The organism is Fontimonas sp. FW305-C-3, from assembly GCF_058783185.1.
On the sequence record NZ_JBYSYK010000002.1, the window covers coordinates 28,701 to 44,357 of the forward strand.

At 56.6% G+C, this 15,657-nt stretch carries 17 protein-coding genes; 4 read left to right on the forward strand and 13 right to left on the reverse strand.

The genetic code is table 11. From position 1 onward, the window contains the following. Positions 1-121: 121 nt before the first annotated feature. The 7 genes from AC3WUF_RS06355 to AC3WUF_RS06385 form a co-directional block, all read right to left on the reverse strand. On the reverse strand, positions 122-1,102 hold the full coding sequence (locus AC3WUF_RS06355) for an alpha/beta hydrolase (protein ID WP_492423635.1): 981 nt from the start codon (positions 1,100-1,102) through the stop codon (positions 122-124). Further along, on the reverse strand, positions 1,017-2,099 hold the full coding sequence (locus tag AC3WUF_RS06360; RefSeq protein ID WP_492423637.1) for an alkane 1-monooxygenase: 1,083 nt from the start codon (positions 2,097-2,099) through the stop codon (positions 1,017-1,019). The genes AC3WUF_RS06355 and AC3WUF_RS06360 overlap by 86 nt, the downstream gene beginning before the upstream one ends. Next, entirely contained in the window at positions 2,096-2,671 is a 576-nt protein-coding gene (locus AC3WUF_RS06365) for a hypothetical protein (RefSeq protein ID WP_492423639.1), read from the reverse strand. Before AC3WUF_RS06365 ends, AC3WUF_RS06360 begins: the two co-directional genes overlap by 4 nt. 166 nt (positions 2,672-2,837) lie before the next feature. Continuing rightward, a complete protein-coding gene (locus tag AC3WUF_RS06370; protein WP_492423641.1) occupies positions 2,838-3,527 on the reverse strand; it encodes an iron-containing redox enzyme family protein in 690 nt (229 codons plus the stop codon). A gap of 131 nt (positions 3,528-3,658) precedes the next feature. Beyond that, entirely contained in the window at positions 3,659-4,426 is a 768-nt protein-coding gene (locus AC3WUF_RS06375) for a helix-turn-helix transcriptional regulator (protein WP_492423643.1), read from the reverse strand. A gap of 519 nt (positions 4,427-4,945) precedes the next feature. Next, positions 4,946-5,794, reverse strand: a complete 849-nt coding sequence (locus AC3WUF_RS06380) for a metallophosphoesterase (RefSeq protein WP_492423645.1) — start codon at positions 5,792-5,794, stop codon at positions 4,946-4,948. Positions 5,795-5,843: 49 nt separating this feature from the next. Continuing rightward, entirely contained in the window at positions 5,844-6,662 is an 819-nt protein-coding gene (locus AC3WUF_RS06385; protein WP_492423647.1) for a metallophosphoesterase, read from the reverse strand. 740 nt (positions 6,663-7,402) lie between these two features. Between AC3WUF_RS06385 and AC3WUF_RS06390 the strand changes: the two genes are divergently transcribed. Further along, positions 7,403-7,678 (forward strand): SinR family protein, encoded by a 276-nt coding sequence (locus AC3WUF_RS06390; protein WP_492423649.1) that lies wholly within the window; start codon positions 7,403-7,405, stop codon positions 7,676-7,678. 211 nt (positions 7,679-7,889) lie between these two features. Here the strand turns inward: AC3WUF_RS06390 and AC3WUF_RS06395 are convergent, their stop codons facing one another. Continuing rightward, a complete protein-coding gene (locus tag AC3WUF_RS06395) occupies positions 7,890-8,162 on the reverse strand; it encodes a helix-turn-helix domain-containing protein (RefSeq protein WP_492423651.1) in 273 nt (90 codons plus the stop codon). Between the two features lie 244 nt (positions 8,163-8,406). Here AC3WUF_RS06395 and AC3WUF_RS06400 point away from each other — a divergent pair, with 244 nt between their 5' ends. Beyond that, positions 8,407-8,775, forward strand: coding sequence for a hypothetical protein (locus AC3WUF_RS06400; protein ID WP_492423653.1), 369 nt, complete (start codon positions 8,407-8,409; stop codon positions 8,773-8,775). Between the two features lie 156 nt (positions 8,776-8,931). Then, complete coding sequence (locus AC3WUF_RS06405) at positions 8,932-9,162, forward strand: hypothetical protein (RefSeq protein ID WP_492423655.1); 231 nt, start codon at positions 8,932-8,934, stop codon at positions 9,160-9,162. Here the strand turns inward: AC3WUF_RS06405 and AC3WUF_RS06410 are convergent. The 3 genes from AC3WUF_RS06410 to AC3WUF_RS06420 are packed head-to-tail and all read right to left on the reverse strand — an operon-like array spanning position 9,159 to position 12,981. Beyond that, positions 9,159-10,232, reverse strand: a complete 1,074-nt coding sequence (locus AC3WUF_RS06410; protein ID WP_492423657.1) for a TniQ family protein — start codon at positions 10,230-10,232, stop codon at positions 9,159-9,161. The genes AC3WUF_RS06405 and AC3WUF_RS06410 overlap by 4 nt on opposite strands. Further along, positions 10,229-11,107, reverse strand: coding sequence for a TniB family NTP-binding protein (locus tag AC3WUF_RS06415; RefSeq protein ID WP_492423659.1), 879 nt, complete (start codon positions 11,105-11,107; stop codon positions 10,229-10,231). The genes AC3WUF_RS06410 and AC3WUF_RS06415 overlap by 4 nt, the downstream gene beginning before the upstream one ends. 2 nt (positions 11,108-11,109) lie before the next feature. Further along, complete coding sequence (locus AC3WUF_RS06420) at positions 11,110-12,981, reverse strand: TnsB C-terminal domain-containing protein (protein ID WP_492423661.1); 1,872 nt, start codon at positions 12,979-12,981, stop codon at positions 11,110-11,112. Positions 12,982-13,731: 750 nt separating this feature from the next. Between AC3WUF_RS06420 and AC3WUF_RS06425 the strand changes: the two genes are divergently transcribed. Then, complete coding sequence (locus AC3WUF_RS06425) at positions 13,732-14,370, forward strand: helix-turn-helix domain-containing protein (RefSeq protein ID WP_492423663.1); 639 nt, start codon at positions 13,732-13,734, stop codon at positions 14,368-14,370. Positions 14,371-14,505: 135 nt separating this feature from the next. On the opposite strand, the gene AC3WUF_RS06430 is transcribed toward AC3WUF_RS06425, so the two are convergent. Both AC3WUF_RS06430 and AC3WUF_RS06435 read right to left on the reverse strand, forming a co-directional pair. Continuing rightward, positions 14,506-15,150 carry a DUF6036 family nucleotidyltransferase gene (locus tag AC3WUF_RS06430; RefSeq protein ID WP_492423665.1) on the reverse strand — a complete coding sequence of 215 codons (645 nt, stop codon included), beginning with the start codon at positions 15,148-15,150 and terminating at the stop codon, positions 14,506-14,508. After that, positions 15,131-15,469: a hypothetical protein gene (locus tag AC3WUF_RS06435; RefSeq protein ID WP_492423667.1), complete on the reverse strand. Its 339-nt coding sequence runs from the start codon at positions 15,467-15,469 to the stop codon at positions 15,131-15,133. The genes AC3WUF_RS06430 and AC3WUF_RS06435 overlap by 20 nt, the downstream gene beginning before the upstream one ends. Positions 15,470-15,657: the final 188 nt, after the last annotated feature.

Below are 15,657 nucleotides of genomic sequence, written 5' to 3' on the forward strand. Positions count from 1 at the left end.
TTTATCGCTGAACTGATCAAATCTGATAAGACCGGATAGTCCCCCCGACCGGAATACGCACGAAACGACTGGACGGTCCCTTTCTCCTAAACGCCTCCTGAATGAAGTCCTTTGATGTCCTTCAAGATGTAGTTAGACGCCCACCGGTCGGCGCAGTAGCGATGCAGAACCGGACCACGTCTTCGACAACCGCTCGGTCTTTCAGGATTTTTCGGTGCCCCAGCCCGCGAGTCGCATAGATCGTAGCGCCCTCGACGGAGCAGGCTACCTGCTCTCCATTCTGGAACGCCACGACCTGATCATCTCGGTCGTGTACGACATGCACCGACGCTCTCGACCCGCTTAGCGCCCTCGCTGTCGAACAACTTGCCAGCGGCTTCGCATAGTGAGACTCCATTAAGCTCTTTATTTCATTCGTGCATCGACGCGGTAGCGACAGGGAGTTCCCGACCAGATCAATTTCTCCGCATAGATCGCCCCCCGGGGCAATCGCGACCATGCGGGCGGTCAGACCTGCCCTTCGACTAAGCCACTCGGCAACCGCTGCGCACCCAATTGAGTGGGCGACAAATATGCCCGGCTCCCCTACTTCACGGCACACGGCATCGATGGTCGCAGCCATATCCAGGACGTCGGTCTGACTGCCCCCCGACTCTCCATGCGCGGGTGCATCGAAAGCAATGATGTGAAATCCGTTCAGTCGCAACGGTTCAACAAACGCGGCGAGATCGGACGCGCGCCCTTCCCAACCGTGAATTAGAAGTACAAGCGTACCGGGGGCTACCCATTCGTACCCCTGAATCGAGCGGCCTTTCGAATCGAAGCTACGCAAAGCCGGAGTTGGCCATTCAGTGGACTCCGATTTCCGAGGTCTCCTGCTGGGCGTCAACATCTTTCGCTGAACCCATCTCGCCGTCCACAGTGGTAATACCGTGCCGCAAACCAGAAATATCGCTCGAGCGAGCAAGGGGACCTGAAGGCCTGCAGGCCGTCGATCAATTGAAACGCTATGTGAGTCACTCATTGGAGGTGAACAGTTCATGAGACACCAATTTCTCGCCGTCCTCGCTTTTGCCCTGGCTGAGTTGTCGTACGCGGCCATCCATAATTGAGTGCCACAGTGGGGGGATCAGCGCGATGAAAACCATCAGAAAGAAGCTCGCAGGCAAACGCGGCGCACAAGCCTCTGGGCTCAGGTCTGCGCATGTGACACCAGGGCGGACGTGATGGGCCGAGTGTGTGCTTAAGTTAAAGACCAGCAACGTCGAAATCGGATCGTTTGAATCCCACGAGTCGGACGCCATTGGCCGAGCGATACGCCCGTTCCGGCCAACCGCTCTCCTCAGTCCGTAGTGCTGCACATAATTGACCGCCTCTAGAAGGTGAACGGCGACCAAGCTTTGAAGGAGAAAAAACACAATCCCGAGCCACCCGGCGGCGATCGCGACTGCCAAGTAGATGCCAATTTGGAGCAGCGAGTAGTGCAGCATGCGGTTGGACTGCGACCAGGGTGCGCTGTTCTGATTTTGCAGACGCTCACACTCGAGGCTCCAGGCGCTTTTGACCCCACCGATGAGTGCCCTGCCGAAGAACTTCGGGAAGCTCTCGCCGAACGCAGCGCTGGACCTATCACGGTCTGTTCCAAACCAACGATGGTGTCCAAGCACATGTTCTATTCTGAAATGGGCATATGTTGTCATCGACAACAGCCAGACCCCAAGGGCCCTATCTGATGCGCGCCGGCGGTGGATGAGTTCATGTGCGGCTGTAATTCCGGCCGTGCCTGTCATGATCCCGACCGAGGACGCCAAGCCCATGAAGACCAATACGTCGAAAGGTGATGCGGCAATTGCCTTGATCGCCACGGTGGCGGCAGCCGTCTGAGCCACTGCATAAATCCAGAAGGCAATACCGATGTAGTTCCATCGCTTCAGGAGCGCAGGAATCTCACACCCTGGGCTTATCAGCCTGATTGTGTGGTCGATCGCCGGGACTACCAGCACGTTGAAGGGGAGCAGAATCCACGCCCATGCCCAATGCTCTGAAGACATCGGAACAGCAATGAAAGCCACCAATAATGGGTATATCAAGGAGATCATTGGCGTGCTGCCTGTGCACGGCCTGCGGCCGCCGGTGAGCCGGCCCTTACTTGAACAACCTGGTCGTCTTCGGTGGGACGCACATACTTCTCCTGGATGCTGCGCATCACATACGCCTGATGGAAGTACCGCTTCGCGCGCTCATGCATGTAAATAACGGATTCTGGCGTATGCGTGTCGTAGTAGATGACGAAGTCCATGAGATGGTCTCGTCCAAGCAACCGCATTGGCGGATGATCCACGGGAACTACACCGAACTCCACGAAGTGCCTGAGCACCTGGTGGCGCGTGATTCCGATGACGCGATGAAAACCGTTGGCGTGGGATATGCGCGCGCAATGGTAGAGAAGGAAGCCCAGCAGAATCCCCGACCGGAACTCAGCAGCGATCACGACGTTATTGACCTCCAGTAAGCGGGGCATTCCGCTATAGCCGTCAACAGCAGGGATCCAGGCGCAGATCGGATTCTCTTCGTCGACCATCGGCGTCAGCCGGAAGATGGCCACGACTTTTCCTTCGTAGCGGACGATGTAGCAGAGCGACCGACTATCAGGTTTGAACTCTGAGCGCATAAACCCTAGAGGCTCATATGTCTCTTCGAGTAGCGACTCGTAAGCCCGCTGGTCACTAGGGCGCTCTATCTCCTGGAGCTCGTAGGCCTCCGGTCGTAAGCTATTTAGAGAGAGACGTTTCGAGGCCGCGTGCCTTAGGCGCTCTACTGCAGCATTCATGTCATTCTCACGCTGCGACGCTCTGCTTCTGGCCCTCAGAGTGCTTCGCGGCTACATCAGAGAACAACTGCCCGTAGCAACGGAAGGTCATTCGCCTTGCGAATACCACGTCCGAGAACGCTGAGTCCGAAGTGGCGTACTGAATGACGGCGCGCTTCGCTTCCTCAAGGTGTGCCTGGTCAAACCCTGCATGGCTTTTCAAGAACGTCACGGCGTTCTCTGGGATTCCGTGTTTCGCGACCAGAATCTGCGCGAGATTCCCTGCCAGCGACGCGCCCATCCCCTCCGTGGCGGTTGCCACGCCCAGCATCCCCACAGGGTTGCCGTAAGAAGCCATGTAATAGTTCTGGGTAAATAGCCCCCAGGCACCTGGTCCAGGGCCCTCCGCGATCTTCTGATCGGGGTCGAAGCCAAGGTGGCGGAGGTCCTTTACGCAGAATTGCTCATGTCCGTGCTCCTCGTCGGCCTGGCGAATGAACCAAGCTCGCAACCCGCGGCTCTCGTCGCCGAGCCGGCCGGCAGCCAGCGCGAGTGTTCGCGACGTATGCCGTACCAGATGGAATGTCTGCGCCAGATAGGATGCGTACTGATCCCTGCTGATCGGGCCGGACGCAAGCTGACGGAGTAGCGGGTTACCCAGGATGTGCTGGACGTAGTCATCCTTCGTTTCGGCTACAAGCTGTTCAAAGCGATCCACCTGGCAACCCTCCACAGTACCTCGATCGGGTGACGAGGTTCATTGGAGATGTTGCCCACGGTAGCTTACGCGGGCGCCTGTCCATTTGGACAGGTGCGAAAGTTGGGGGCCACGCCTATTGGGCGACTGCCCTACCCCCAGCCAATCAGGCGCTGCGAAAGAGCTACAGCGATCGCCTGCGACCGATTGGCGGCATTTAACTTGTGGATGGCATTTTCAATATGGAACTTCACCACGCGAACGCCAATGCCCATCTGCGCGGCAATATCGCCGTTAGTTTTTCCGAACTTTGCCCAGTTGAGAACTTCAATCTCACGCGGCGTCAGAACTGGCGTCTCTTTGAGAAGGCCCAGATGAACCTTGCATAATGACTCATGCAAGTGCGGCACAATCGACTCGATCACCGCGATATGGCGACTATCCCGGGTCAGGTCTTTGCCTGCGCAGGTAAAGAAGCTCGCGGATGTGGTCTGCTGGAAGCGCGCGCCAAACGAGAACCCGTCGCGCAGTCCAAACTCGCCCGCAACGCCGTAGAACTTCTGAGAGACAGAGTCCTTCGCGGCTGCGCGGACCTGTGACCAAATCAGAGGCTTGTCCGATCTGAAAAGGCGCTGAGCAACAGGATCGATTGTGATCAGCTTTTCCTGGCGATAAGCGGCTACCCAGTCCTTGGGGTAGTTAATGTTGATCTGGTGACGCGTGCTGACGATGGAGTTCTCATCGTCTAAATCGGCAACGCTGGCATGAGATCGCTCGACCGGTATGAGCTGGGCGGTCATGCTCATTAAGTTTCTGAGGTCTGACTCAGTACCTGCCGACAAAGACGCATCAATGATCTCGAGAATGCCGACCAGGTCGCCCTTTGATAGCCGATTGTATTGACCCACTTTTGTTCCCATTCGGTCCCCACCGAAACCGCCGCGAAAAGCAGCCGTCTATTGGAGAGTAACGCAAAAGCGAGGGCCCTCGAAATGTAGGGAAATTCTTACTGGGGAGGTTGTGGGTAGCCTCCGTCGCGGAGGGGCGCCGTTCGTGAGGCGCTTACAAGCGGTCTTTCAGGTAGTAGATACTAAATCTAAGGCAGCGATAGCTTTATCCGCAGCAGAGCTTGGTAGATGCCGATGCCACAACCGTTGGCATGTAATCGGTAGCGCCGCTCCGGACATCTAGCGAAGTTTCGCGCACTCACCGTGGACGCATGTAGGCGTTTTGGTGCTGCTGCTCTGGATGTACGAGACAAGTTCTGCGAGTCAAGCGCCGATTCTCATGCTTGAAAGACATCTCAGCGGGTTGCCATGCTGGGAGCAGAATCAAAGGGCGGTAATGGTCGCTTCGTGTACTTCGTCCGCTTGCCAAGATACGCAGAACTAATCCACTGCCTGACTGCAACGGCAATTGCCCGAGAGACGGTCCCCGCTTCACGCGGAGCGCAGGTGGCGTTTGCCGTGCTTCGTCTTTCTCCCAATCTGCCAGTACACATTCTCAATGAGATCAACCATTGTGAGGCGGCCACTAGGTAGAAACGCACCGGTGTCGATCCACAGTTGATTGCCACGGAAGCTCGGCTCGAAGTCGTCAGTCGGTGAATGTCCGGCAACAACGAGGTCTATGCCTTCGATCGGCGCCACGCGACTCTGTACCAAATCCCACTCCTCCTGGCCGAGATCTTCTTGAGTGGCTTCCATACGCAATGCGAAGTCAGCCATCGCCCGTCGTCGCCCCCATAGAAGGGCAGATGCCGTAGTTCCGTACTCCTGGCTGCGCGCAGGGTCCAGCAAGTTGATCGTAGCGAGCGTGCCCCAGCTCATCCCCGGCGGGACCTCGGCGTGAACGACGCCCACGCGACGTCCGTCGGTTAAGGGCACTTCGACAGCCATTGGGAAGAACTGCACCAATCGCCTTAACACGTTGAGCTCTTCCTTTGAAATGAGGTCTGCCCATCGGTTGTCCTGCCGCTGCCATAGGCTCCAGGCCACCGAATCGCCCTCGGCATCAACCAGCATTGCCTCGTGGTTCCCCATTACGCATACATGGTCTGGGTGTGTAGAGAACCATCGGACCAGCCGCGCACCATCAGGTCCCTTGTCGATTAGGTCGCCCGTGCAGATGATTCGATCAAGACCGGGCTCGTATCCACAGAGCTCGAGTAGCCGTTGGAACATTTCCCACTGCCCATGAATATCTCCTACGAAGAGATCTCGACCACCTTTCTCATAGAAAATCGGCTCTAGCGGATCCAGCTTCAGGAACGGCTCTCGGTAGATCATGTCTCTCGATTCAGGGTGATGAGCGCAGCGGACAGGACACGGAAGGCAATCAATCACGTCCAACCGCAAAGATCCTGTTTGGATCGAACCCAGGCGCGAACTCTCCAAAGCCACCTTGATGTGTCAGAACACGCACGCCGTTCACTATTTCATCGGCATTGTGGTGCGTATGGCCATGGATCCAGAGCCGCACCGGATCTCGGATCAGGTGGTCCAGATTCGAGTGATAGGCCGCAACGCTGGGTTCACCGATGAAATCGGGGTGCTGAGTTTTCAGCGTAGGCGCGTGATGCGTGACAACGATCGTCGGTCGATCTGAGCGCGCAATCTCCTGCTCCAGCCACGCGGCCGAGTGCCTGAAGCGCTCAACCGTTTGTGTCGCCAGCAGTCGACGGCCCGCCGCGTGGATGTCGAAATAATCCGGCATGTACTTCTCGGCATAGGCCTCATACCCATGCCGCGTGCCTTCGCCGAATACGGCGAAGTCCGTCCACAACGTCGCACCAAGAACTCTGAATCCCTCAAAGTCGAAGGACTGATTCTCAAGAACGTGCACGTTGCTGCCTGCCGACACCATGCGGCATTCATCGGCCAAGCGATAGAAATCGTTGCTGCCGTACTCGTGGTTGCCGAGCACGTAAACAACTGGTGTCCTCGTGAAAGTGCGACGCGCCCAGAGAACGCCGTTCACTCCTTGGTGAATATCTCCGGCTAGAATGACCAGATCTTCGCCCAGGTCTTCTGAGAAGGAGTTCCATCGTTTAGTATTGAACTCCAGATGCAGATCACTCGCAATGCGTACACGCAGCTCCGCAGGTTCACTCGAATCTGGGCGCGGCGTATCTGGTCGACCGGTTAGAGGGAACATGGAGTAGCGTAAGCCGGCGCAGCGCAGCCGGCATGCGAATGGACAGTTTGTTTGGGGTGCTGAATCAACTCTTATCCTTCTAGACATCCAGGATGGATGCTTACATGCTCGATCGAGCAAGTCCAAAAGTGAGCAGTCTCTAGCCAAAAAATGGTTTTCTGATATTCAGAAAACCATTTTCAAGACGATGCGCTGTTGCTCGCGCGCGGAAAGTACCAAATGACGAACGAGAGCAGCCCGCCAGGTTCGCCGAAGATCTTCCGGAGCTGACCGCCAACTCTGGCGGAAGTCACAAGAGAACTACACCTTGAAACTCAGAATCTACTCAGATCTTCATCTCGAATTCGGATGGCCGGATTCGATGTTCGGCGTGCGCGCCTGAGTATGAGGAAGGATCCGAGAACAGCTACATGCTCATGATGTCGATCAGCGTGCTGAACTAGCACCCCAGAGTGCGAGGACTTTGCCTTAGCCGCAATCCTCGATCTTCTCACTTTGTGCAGGCAGAGCCCGAACAATAAGCTCTGCCTACACACAGGGGCCATTCGGGTAGGGTGCCAAATTGTTAAGTATTCGACTTAGAACGCCGAGAGATCGGTCTGCTTAGCCACCGGGTCCTACGGCCTATTGTTCATGCGAGCCCTGGCTGTGAAACTCTGCGCTTTAAGAATTTGGCGGTTTTCTCGAGGTGAGGAAGCACGCAACCAATCAGGTTTCCAACCACACAGTTAGAGGAACAAATGCCTTCATATCTAATCGGCTACGACCTGAACAAGAGCGGCCAAGACTACGCCGCGTTGATCGAAGCAATCGAGGCGCTCTCGGAATATCGCTGGCACTGCCTGGACTCTACTTGGATCGTCAAACATCCGGGCACTGCTGCAGTTATTCGAGATACGCTGACGCAACATATCGACAAAAACGATGAATTGCTCGTCGTTAAGCTTTCTGGTGAAGGCGCATGGCGGGGATTCTCAGAGCAGTGCAGTGTTTGGCTTAAAAATCATCTGAAATAACTGGCTCGAGCCCTTTAGTCGGTGAGAGTGCTCGTTCAGCGGCACATCAGTGCCGCTGAAGTTCTATTCGCCACCCTTGTTTGGGAACGCAAAGGCTGTGGCTGGCATGTGCGAGCAGCGGGAAATGCCTGCCAGAGCCTTTAACTTTACGTGCACCTGTACTTCATTTGGCGGAACTGGCGCTACGCCAGAGACCATTGAATCTGAGTGGCTACTTCTTCGCCGACCGCGCGGATTTCTGCTTCCTCAAGGTCGCAAACAAGTCGCGAATGAAGGCGTTTGGTGGGGTGTCTAAGGCGTTCAGCCAGGCGAAGAGCTCCAGCAGGTCCAGACGCCGCTCGCCCCGCTCGCTCTTACTGACGTAGGCCTGAGTCACCTTAAGTCGACGAGCCAGTTCTACCTGGGTGGTGCCCTGGGCCTCACGAATGCCCCGCAAATCGGTCAGGAACTTCTTGTAGTCAGCAGAATGCAGCGATCCGCTCATGGCCTTTCCTCTTAAAGGCCATAAAGCTAGAATCCGTAACGGAATAACCTATATCGGGTTATAACCTCGAGTGGTGGGTAGCCTTGCGCTCCTATGGACTCACTATTGGCAACCGTTAATAATGGACCCGTCGGCGCGCGCGAAACCTTATGCCCGGCCCAATGCCTCCGAGCGGCCAGCCCGGAGCGAGGTACTTGGGTGTTTCGCGCCGGTCGCACAAGGTGGGCTCGCTGTGGAGGCACCCGTGTCACTTTTTTTTGTTTTCGGCGACCACGAACTTTCCGTGGAGCTGCCTTTTCCTCCGCACATCGAAGATCGGATTCGCGCGGTTCTCGCCGTAATCCCAGGCTCGCCTAGGGCCGAGCGCGCGGCCGCGGACTTTGTGCAAGGGGTTGTGACGATCATGACCGATGTGATCGAACGCGCGCCTCTGCCGCCAAGCGAAAAGCAGATCGCGTATGCCGTACAAGTCGCGAGAACGCTGAATCTGGAACTCCCTGCGAATGTTCTGCAACTTCGAGACGCAGCGGCAGCGTACCTTGAAGAGCATGCCCCAGAGTATCGGCGCAGAAAAGCCGTCGAACGCGGTGAACTCGGTTCGTTTACCGGTTGATATCCCAGGTCGCGAGGCTGTCCTATGAAGAGGAGTTGGGCGGATCGCGGCTTCGTTCCGTGCAGTCGAGCGGCTGAGCTCTCCTTCCCGTCCGTGATTACTGCGGTCCTCAGTGAGCGAGCGCCGGGCGCGGGGCACGCGCAAGGGGTCATCATCATGTGGGCGCGAAACGCCGATTCAGCGCGTCGAGCGGTTCGACAGCACTTCGGAGGGTTTTTCTCAGCTAAAGCTTTTGTGGTCAACGGCCTTGCCGTAATCGACGAGATTGCTGAGCTCATCCCTCCGGGCATGCAGACCCAGATCCGCCGATCGACGGAGTCATTCGAGGCAGCACCACTGCTGCTGGAGTACGCAGTTTTCAGCCTTCAGCACACCGACGAGAACTAATTGATAGCGTGCCTAACCCCCGCCCTGACAATCGGAGGCCAGCGATCAGAGCGCGACGCAAGGAAATCTTTTGCGGTGGATGACAGCGCGCCGAGACTATTTGTAAGCGCCGTAGCGCCGGCGTCCGTAATTCGACCTGCAGTGTCGCAAACGATATCCGCGCTGAACCCTGCGATGGTTCGCATGACCAGCGCGATCACGGATCGCCGCTGGGCCGGGTCGCTGGTGCCCCTCAGGGGCATCCCGAGGTCAATATCCTTGAATGGGACCCTGGAAGGGAGGGCAAAGAGCCAGTTCGGCCCCAACCATTGGCAATTTGCGAGCGGGTGGGATTCCCGCCAGTCCGAGGTGTACAGGGCAAGATAGGCTACACAAAGGTCATCAAATGCACGCCTGAAGGAATGTGGATCGCGACCGGCAATGACCTGGATTAGTCGGTGATGCCGCGGGGACAGCAAGACCGACTCCCATAGGACTTGCTGTTCTACCACCTCAATTAGCTCACCCTCAAGTTGTCGAGAACGGCGCAGCTCCCGGCAGATCGAGAGACGTGCACGGTATCTATCTGCCTCTTTGGCTCGGGCAAAACGAACGCCTAAAGGTCGCCCCTTACGATAATTGCCGACAATCCAGTCGGGCATACCTTTCGGATTTTCTTTAGGCCCAAGGCGCCAGGAGAACAGTGGTGTTTCGTGCTTGCCGCACATTGTTCTGAACGCTTGGGCCCACTCTGCGCGAAAGTACGGTAAGCGATTGCGCCTCAGGTCTTCGGCTGTGCACAGCGGACAGTAAGCTCGGCTTGCCAGCAATGATGACTTGGTGTCGGCTAAGGATAGCGGTGCGCACGACGACCTAAGTTCGCACTCAATCCGGTTCTTTAGACTGAGCACGTCAATCGGAGTGCCCTCAACTGTCGTCTGCCCGCCTATTTCTCTAGAGAGAACCTCCAACGCCGCGGCGGGGCTGGAGTTGAACAGGCTGGCCACGACGGCCAGCCAGTCCTCAACATATTCGTCCGAACGCAAAGCCGGCGCGGACGGAAGCACCCGAGAGAGTAAGTGGACAGTCATACAAGCAGCATCTTGAGAAGTTGATCGCGATCGATCGTCTCTCTTCCGCTCTTGACCCCATCGATTGCGCACATCCGAGTGGAGAAGACGATCGTCTCGGTATTCCCCTCTGACCTGGCGATGATTTGAGTCAGCGTTTCCCTATCAAAAATCCTCGAGGGATTCTTAAGTGGAAATCGGCCAACGAGTCCGAAAATCCACGTCAGGAAATGGTCGTTGTTCGACCACGACTTTCTTTCCACACAGGTGCGGAATCGAGCTCTCATGTGCTTGCAGTCGGAGAGCGCGGTAATCGACTCCTCTGAGCCTGAAACGCAGACGGGAAATCTCGCGTTGTGGACGAAGACCTTGACGAGCTGAATGATGTACCTGCGCACATCGGCCTTGGCCTTCATCAGGTCCTGGAATTCATCAAAAGCAGCAATCTTGCAGTGGGCCCGATTCAGGAATTGGGCGCACTCCTCGATGCGGGCCCGCGCCCCGCGCTTTTTAATGCTCGGAGGGATCCCAATTGTCTTCTCCAAATAGTCGCAGAACTCCTCCACTGATCCGAGCGCAGTCATGCAAAGGATGACGACCGGCATACTCCACATCGTCGTACCGGGAATGATCGCAGAAGGATTTCTCCTGCTGATCTCCCTCAGAATGGATGTCTTGCCGAGCCCTGGGTCGCCCAGTAAGCGAATATTACGGCGGCGCTCACCTGGACCCTGATCCAAAATCAGGTCGAAGACTTTGAAGTCATCTTGAAGATCGACTGACTCCTGGAAAGGTTTAACGCTGCGGATGTACTCGATTCTCTGCTCTGCAGGCAAAGACAAGCGCTCCCGTGCATCAGGATGCAGATGCTCAAGTGCATTCTGGGGATTCTTCATGCCTAGTTCCAGATGACATTGCGCGGAATGATGAACTCTCCATCGCACAGACCGTCAGTCACAGGGCGATTGGCATCAGGCAACTTGGATCGACGGCCAGTCCTTGCGGCTAAAGTGTTGGCCTTCGATTCCGCGGTGACTCTATTTTTGTGCTCGCGAGACGACTTTCTTTGCTTATCCGCGTCAGGGTCGGCCGCGGCTTGCAGTGTGATCGCACCACGAACAGCGCGTTCTTCGCTCAGTGAGATTGCACGCTTTGGTGGCTGTGTCGTAGCCACTTCATGAACGATCCCCAACTTGTCCCTAAATAGAACGTGGCTCAGCTTTGTCGGGCGGTAGCGAATCTCCGCGTACGACCCAACCTTAAACAACGAGAAGACGCCATTCTCATAGGGTCGGTTGTTCCAAACGACATGCCTCCCGTGGACCTTCACTCTCTTTGGCGGGAGCACATCGTACTCAAACTGCTTGAAGAATCCGTCGTCGACGAATGGCGGGGGGATATATGCGCCTTCCGCTGTCGTCAGGAGGTGCTTCCACATCTGGTAGGGAGTGCGTTTGTTGATGCCTCTGTGCCCGCTATTGTTGTAATTGACAATCTCGGCGACTAACCATGACCTCAGCTCTGATAGATCCATCGTCGCTTTGTGCTCGGCGTCATATCCGTCACGCGCTTTCGGATTGCTAAAGGTTGTCCCGGGGAGCATATGCACCTTCCCCATGAACGAGCCGATCAATCGTTCAATGCGGCCGCCCCAGTGCTTTTGGCCAAGTGACCGAAGCTTTGCGCGTATGCCTGCGTTCTCGCAGACCATGCGGAAGGCCTTACTCCGAAACTCCTGGGCCCAATCTGTTTGCAACGACTTCGGTCGACCCCATACATCCCATTTCAGGTCGCCCAGGCCGAGTTCTTTGAGCAGCTGATGCTTCGGCAGCATAGCCATAAGCAACGCACAAGCGACGCTTTCAGAGTTTGGTGCGTCAAAACTGAGATAGAACCCGAGCACCACCCGAGAGGCACAGTCGATTACCAGGGTTAACCACGGACGCCTGAGGCCCACTCGCTCTACGCTGTCCCATACCATCAGGTCGACACGTGTGTGATCAATTTCAATTTGCGATAGCGGAAGGCCCGCATCATAGGTTCCAAGGTGCGGATTCTCTTTCTCGTTTGCTTTCTTGTGCCCGTGACTTCGGTGCCGTTTCAGGCTGTACCCCTTTCTCCGAAGTCGGTCCTCGACTGTGCGTTCACAGGGCGGATCAAGAGGTGGGTTCACCGCTTTGCAAGCAACTTGGATATCGTCAACGAGCTCCGTTATTCCCCAGGCCTCTCCGGATTCTGTCCTGGCTTTGATCGCCCACGAGATGATGTTTTCGACTTTAATGTTCAGGCGCTTGCTGTCTGGCCGCGGGCCTCGGCTCCCAGGTAGCAATGAATTCAGGCGCCCATTCCAGTTTGCGAACCGACGACGCAGTGATCTTCCAGTTAGCCTGAACGCTTGGGCAATCTCATCCAGTTTCGCCGCCGTCCGTTGCCCTTTCGGCAAGCTGAAGTACAAGGTCATCGCGGAGCGCAGCCGAGCTGCGTTTTTTGCTTGACCTCGCGAAAGGTGCGCGGGGCGGCGTAGCCCCGCAACCGGCTGCGGCCTCGGCAGCGTCAATTCACCGATACGGCACTCAACTTCCCGGGCTTCAACTGGATCCCAAACTAGGCACTCCTCGCCGTCTAAGATCTTAAGCTCGACAACCCGGCCTTCGAATACGTAGTTCGTCCCTGGAATGAATGGGGTCTCGCCGTTGAGCTGCCGGTGCTTAAACGGGTCAAATGACTTCCCATTGTTCCTCCTCTGGGTGGTTTCCTCTTCTTGCGACATGAAGCCTCCTTTGGGCCAGAAGCGCCCGTCGCGCGCCTGCGCGATAAGTGATAAATGGAGGCCAAAACGGCGAGCGCCCTTGACTTCAGGGGCTAGGCGCGATAAAAAGTGCTTGAGATTTGTATGTTTAGCTACTTTTCCGCGCCCGGGGCCTGCCTCGGGCGTTTTTTGTTTTGGCGTAGCACCGCATATTGGTTACTTCACGCGCTGTCCTCCCCTTCAGTTTCAGTGCGGTCGGCTGATGCAGGCCGCCTTCGAGTTACCCGCGGTTTGAAGCAGTACCGCTCAGGCCATAGCGTAGAAGGCTCACTGCCTAATAGTTCGGCGATTCTGCTCGCGACTGTCCACGACGTGGTCCGCCCCCAAATCGTATTGGAGACGACTCCAGGACTGACTTGGAGCGACGCCGCTAGCACGCGCTGCGAATACCCCAAGGACTTCAAGCGATACTGGATCTCAACTGGATTCATCGGTTTCGCATTTGGACAATAAAGTATCTCTAAAGAGATATCAACACTCCTTAGCGTTACTTTGGCGCGGTGGCGCCTAGCTTGGCTGCGCTGGCTTGGCTCGAGGCCGCGGGAGGCCTTTACGACTGTCCCACTCATAAACCACGGAGATTGCCCGTCTAAAGCCGGCTGCGCAAGGGACCTAAGAATGCGGTTTGCGCACCCTATCGCCTAGGGGGTACTATCTCTATGGCGAATATGATGCACATTCGCCATTCACGACTGAATCGGAGATTGCAACTTGCGGGGAAGTTCAGACACTTTTGGCCAGCGCTTTTCAGAGCTTCTGGCGGAGCGCGGCCTAAAGCAGACTCAAGCTGCGCGGATCCTCGAATGCTCATCTGGCTTCATCAGCGATGTGGTGAACGATGTGAAGCGACCGGGGTTGGATTTTCTAGAGCGGGTTCAGGACAGATTCGACGTTAGCCTCGACTGGCTGGTTGGAGGTCGGGGTCTGCCGGATTCCCCTCGCCCAATCGAAATACAGCCGCATAGGCTCATCGTCGGTGCGGTCGAGATCGCCAGGGCTGGTTTGGTCGACGGAAATTCCGAAGCATTAGATGCGCTCGAGGATCTCCTTCGGCAATTTGGGCGGAGCGAATCGTTTAGTTCCGCCCAGATCGAGGCCCTTCAGCGATGGGCCGATGACGCCGAGACGGCTCTGCTCGCCGCAGGGATTCACAATACGCAACTGGGTGAGCCGTCTCTATCTCGACGCGTACACGTGGCTATTACCACTGCGCTGGCCATGTTTCAGTCACGGAGAGCTGGACTTCCAGTGCCGGCGGAAGTCGCAGGGCGAGATTCTGGGCACCCCCGCGTTCCAAGATCCCGTGTCGCGCATCCCCGGTTGACGACGAAAGGGGCTGTCGCTTCCTGATGCGCAGGTAGCGAGGTTGGCTTGCACCGTTGCGCAGATCCCGGAGGCTTCGTTTTCGGACTGACGCCCGCCAACTATGCAAAGCAGTTGGCCGCAGAGGCCGTTTCAGTGACCTCAGACTCCAGAGCAGACCGCTCAGAATTTAGCATCCGGCCTGGCTCGTCTTCTGGGCGCCGTGCGCTCGTTTCCGAGCTCAGGATTCGCCACTGAAAGACTGTCCGGACCGTACTTCGCGAAGTCGCCTGCGATGCGATCCGTTATCAGCTGCCGGCGGGCAGGATCAATGGGCATTTCCTCGAGAAGTCTGCTTAGCTGCTCAAAATCAACGAGGCGGAGCTTAATGAGTTCGCGGTTGAAGTCACGGTCTTTGTCGCGGTCTGCAAAGTACTTAGACAATGCCAAGTCGTGCGGGTCCAGACAAAGCGCACGAGCGCCCCCAGTGTTCTCGTTATGGATGGTGACCAAGCGCTCGCGCCAGGACCGGGGAAGCGTCGCGGTCTCCGGAGCTGCCGTCTGCGCATAGATTCCGTGTAGATCGTGAAAATCAGAGAGTTCCCCAAGGACAGCTTCAACGGCTTGTACAACTTCGTTGGGCTCCCGGTCTAACCGGATATCTGCTTCCATCGACATAGTCAGCTGTTCGGGTGCGTCTGGAATCCGCCCGAGTATCGACTGGCTGCCAACGACGACGATGTCCGCCTCGGGTCCGTCCGCACCGCGGGCGTCCTTGATGATGTTGCCGCACGCGCGAATCAGGTGCTCAAGCTGCAAACGATTCATAGATTTCGCGACGCTCGTCTGAGGAAAGAATTCCGGTCAACGGCGAAGTCTGCCGCAACTGCTGAGAATCCTCGCTTCGATCAAGGCACAACTTAGCCAGAGACACCGCGCCTTCTTTTGCGGCGCGCTCCCATGTCTGTAGCAACCTTTCTGTCCCCGATCCGCGATGCATTGATTTGAACTTGATGATGTTGGGAATCACCTTGCGCTCAATGAGGGATGGATCGTTCAGGAGTCGGCTGGCGATCGCTGCGTGTAGCGCTGCGCTACGCGCATCCAGCCGCTTGTGCGGATTCAAAGGCTCCGTGCGTCGTTTCAAGCGTAACTCCAAGCCTACCGAGCTAATCAGTCTGGCAACGGTCGAAAAGTCTCCCGTTCCACGATTTCGTAGCCGGCTAATGGTCTCAGGTGGAACACAGGCGATACTCGCCCACGCACGACCCGTCAGGCCGCTAAGCACACGCGCTTCGTCGAGCAGCTCTGGTAACGACACAAGATCGGTTTCGG

Coding starts and splice junctions, on each gene's coding strand:
- AC3WUF_RS06355 (WP_492423635.1), bottom strand. CDS start 1,102: ATGGCCGCGTACGACAACTCAGCCAGGGCAAAAGCGAGGACGGCGAGA.
- AC3WUF_RS06360 (WP_492423637.1), bottom strand. CDS start 2,099: ATGATCTCCTTGATATACCCATTATTGGTGGCTTTCATTGCTGTTCCG.
- AC3WUF_RS06365 (WP_492423639.1), bottom strand. CDS start 2,671: ATGCGCTCAGAGTTCAAACCTGATAGTCGGTCGCTCTGCTACATCGTC.
- AC3WUF_RS06375 (WP_492423643.1), bottom strand. CDS start 4,426: ATGGGAACAAAAGTGGGTCAATACAATCGGCTATCAAAGGGCGACCTG.
- AC3WUF_RS06380 (WP_492423645.1), bottom strand. CDS start 5,794: ATGATCTACCGAGAGCCGTTCCTGAAGCTGGATCCGCTAGAGCCGATT.
- AC3WUF_RS06385 (WP_492423647.1), bottom strand. CDS start 6,662: ATGTTCCCTCTAACCGGTCGACCAGATACGCCGCGCCCAGATTCGAGT.
- AC3WUF_RS06390 (WP_492423649.1), top strand. CDS start 7,403: ATGCCTTCATATCTAATCGGCTACGACCTGAACAAGAGCGGCCAAGAC.
- AC3WUF_RS06395 (WP_492423651.1), bottom strand. CDS start 8,162: ATGAGCGGATCGCTGCATTCTGCTGACTACAAGAAGTTCCTGACCGAT.
- AC3WUF_RS06405 (WP_492423655.1), top strand. CDS start 8,932: ATGTGGGCGCGAAACGCCGATTCAGCGCGTCGAGCGGTTCGACAGCAC.
- AC3WUF_RS06410 (WP_492423657.1), bottom strand. CDS start 10,232: ATGACTGTCCACTTACTCTCTCGGGTGCTTCCGTCCGCGCCGGCTTTG.
- AC3WUF_RS06415 (WP_492423659.1), bottom strand. CDS start 11,107: ATGAAGAATCCCCAGAATGCACTTGAGCATCTGCATCCTGATGCACGG.
- AC3WUF_RS06420 (WP_492423661.1), bottom strand. CDS start 12,981: ATGTCGCAAGAAGAGGAAACCACCCAGAGGAGGAACAATGGGAAGTCA.
- AC3WUF_RS06430 (WP_492423665.1), bottom strand. CDS start 15,150: ATGAATCGTTTGCAGCTTGAGCACCTGATTCGCGCGTGCGGCAACATC.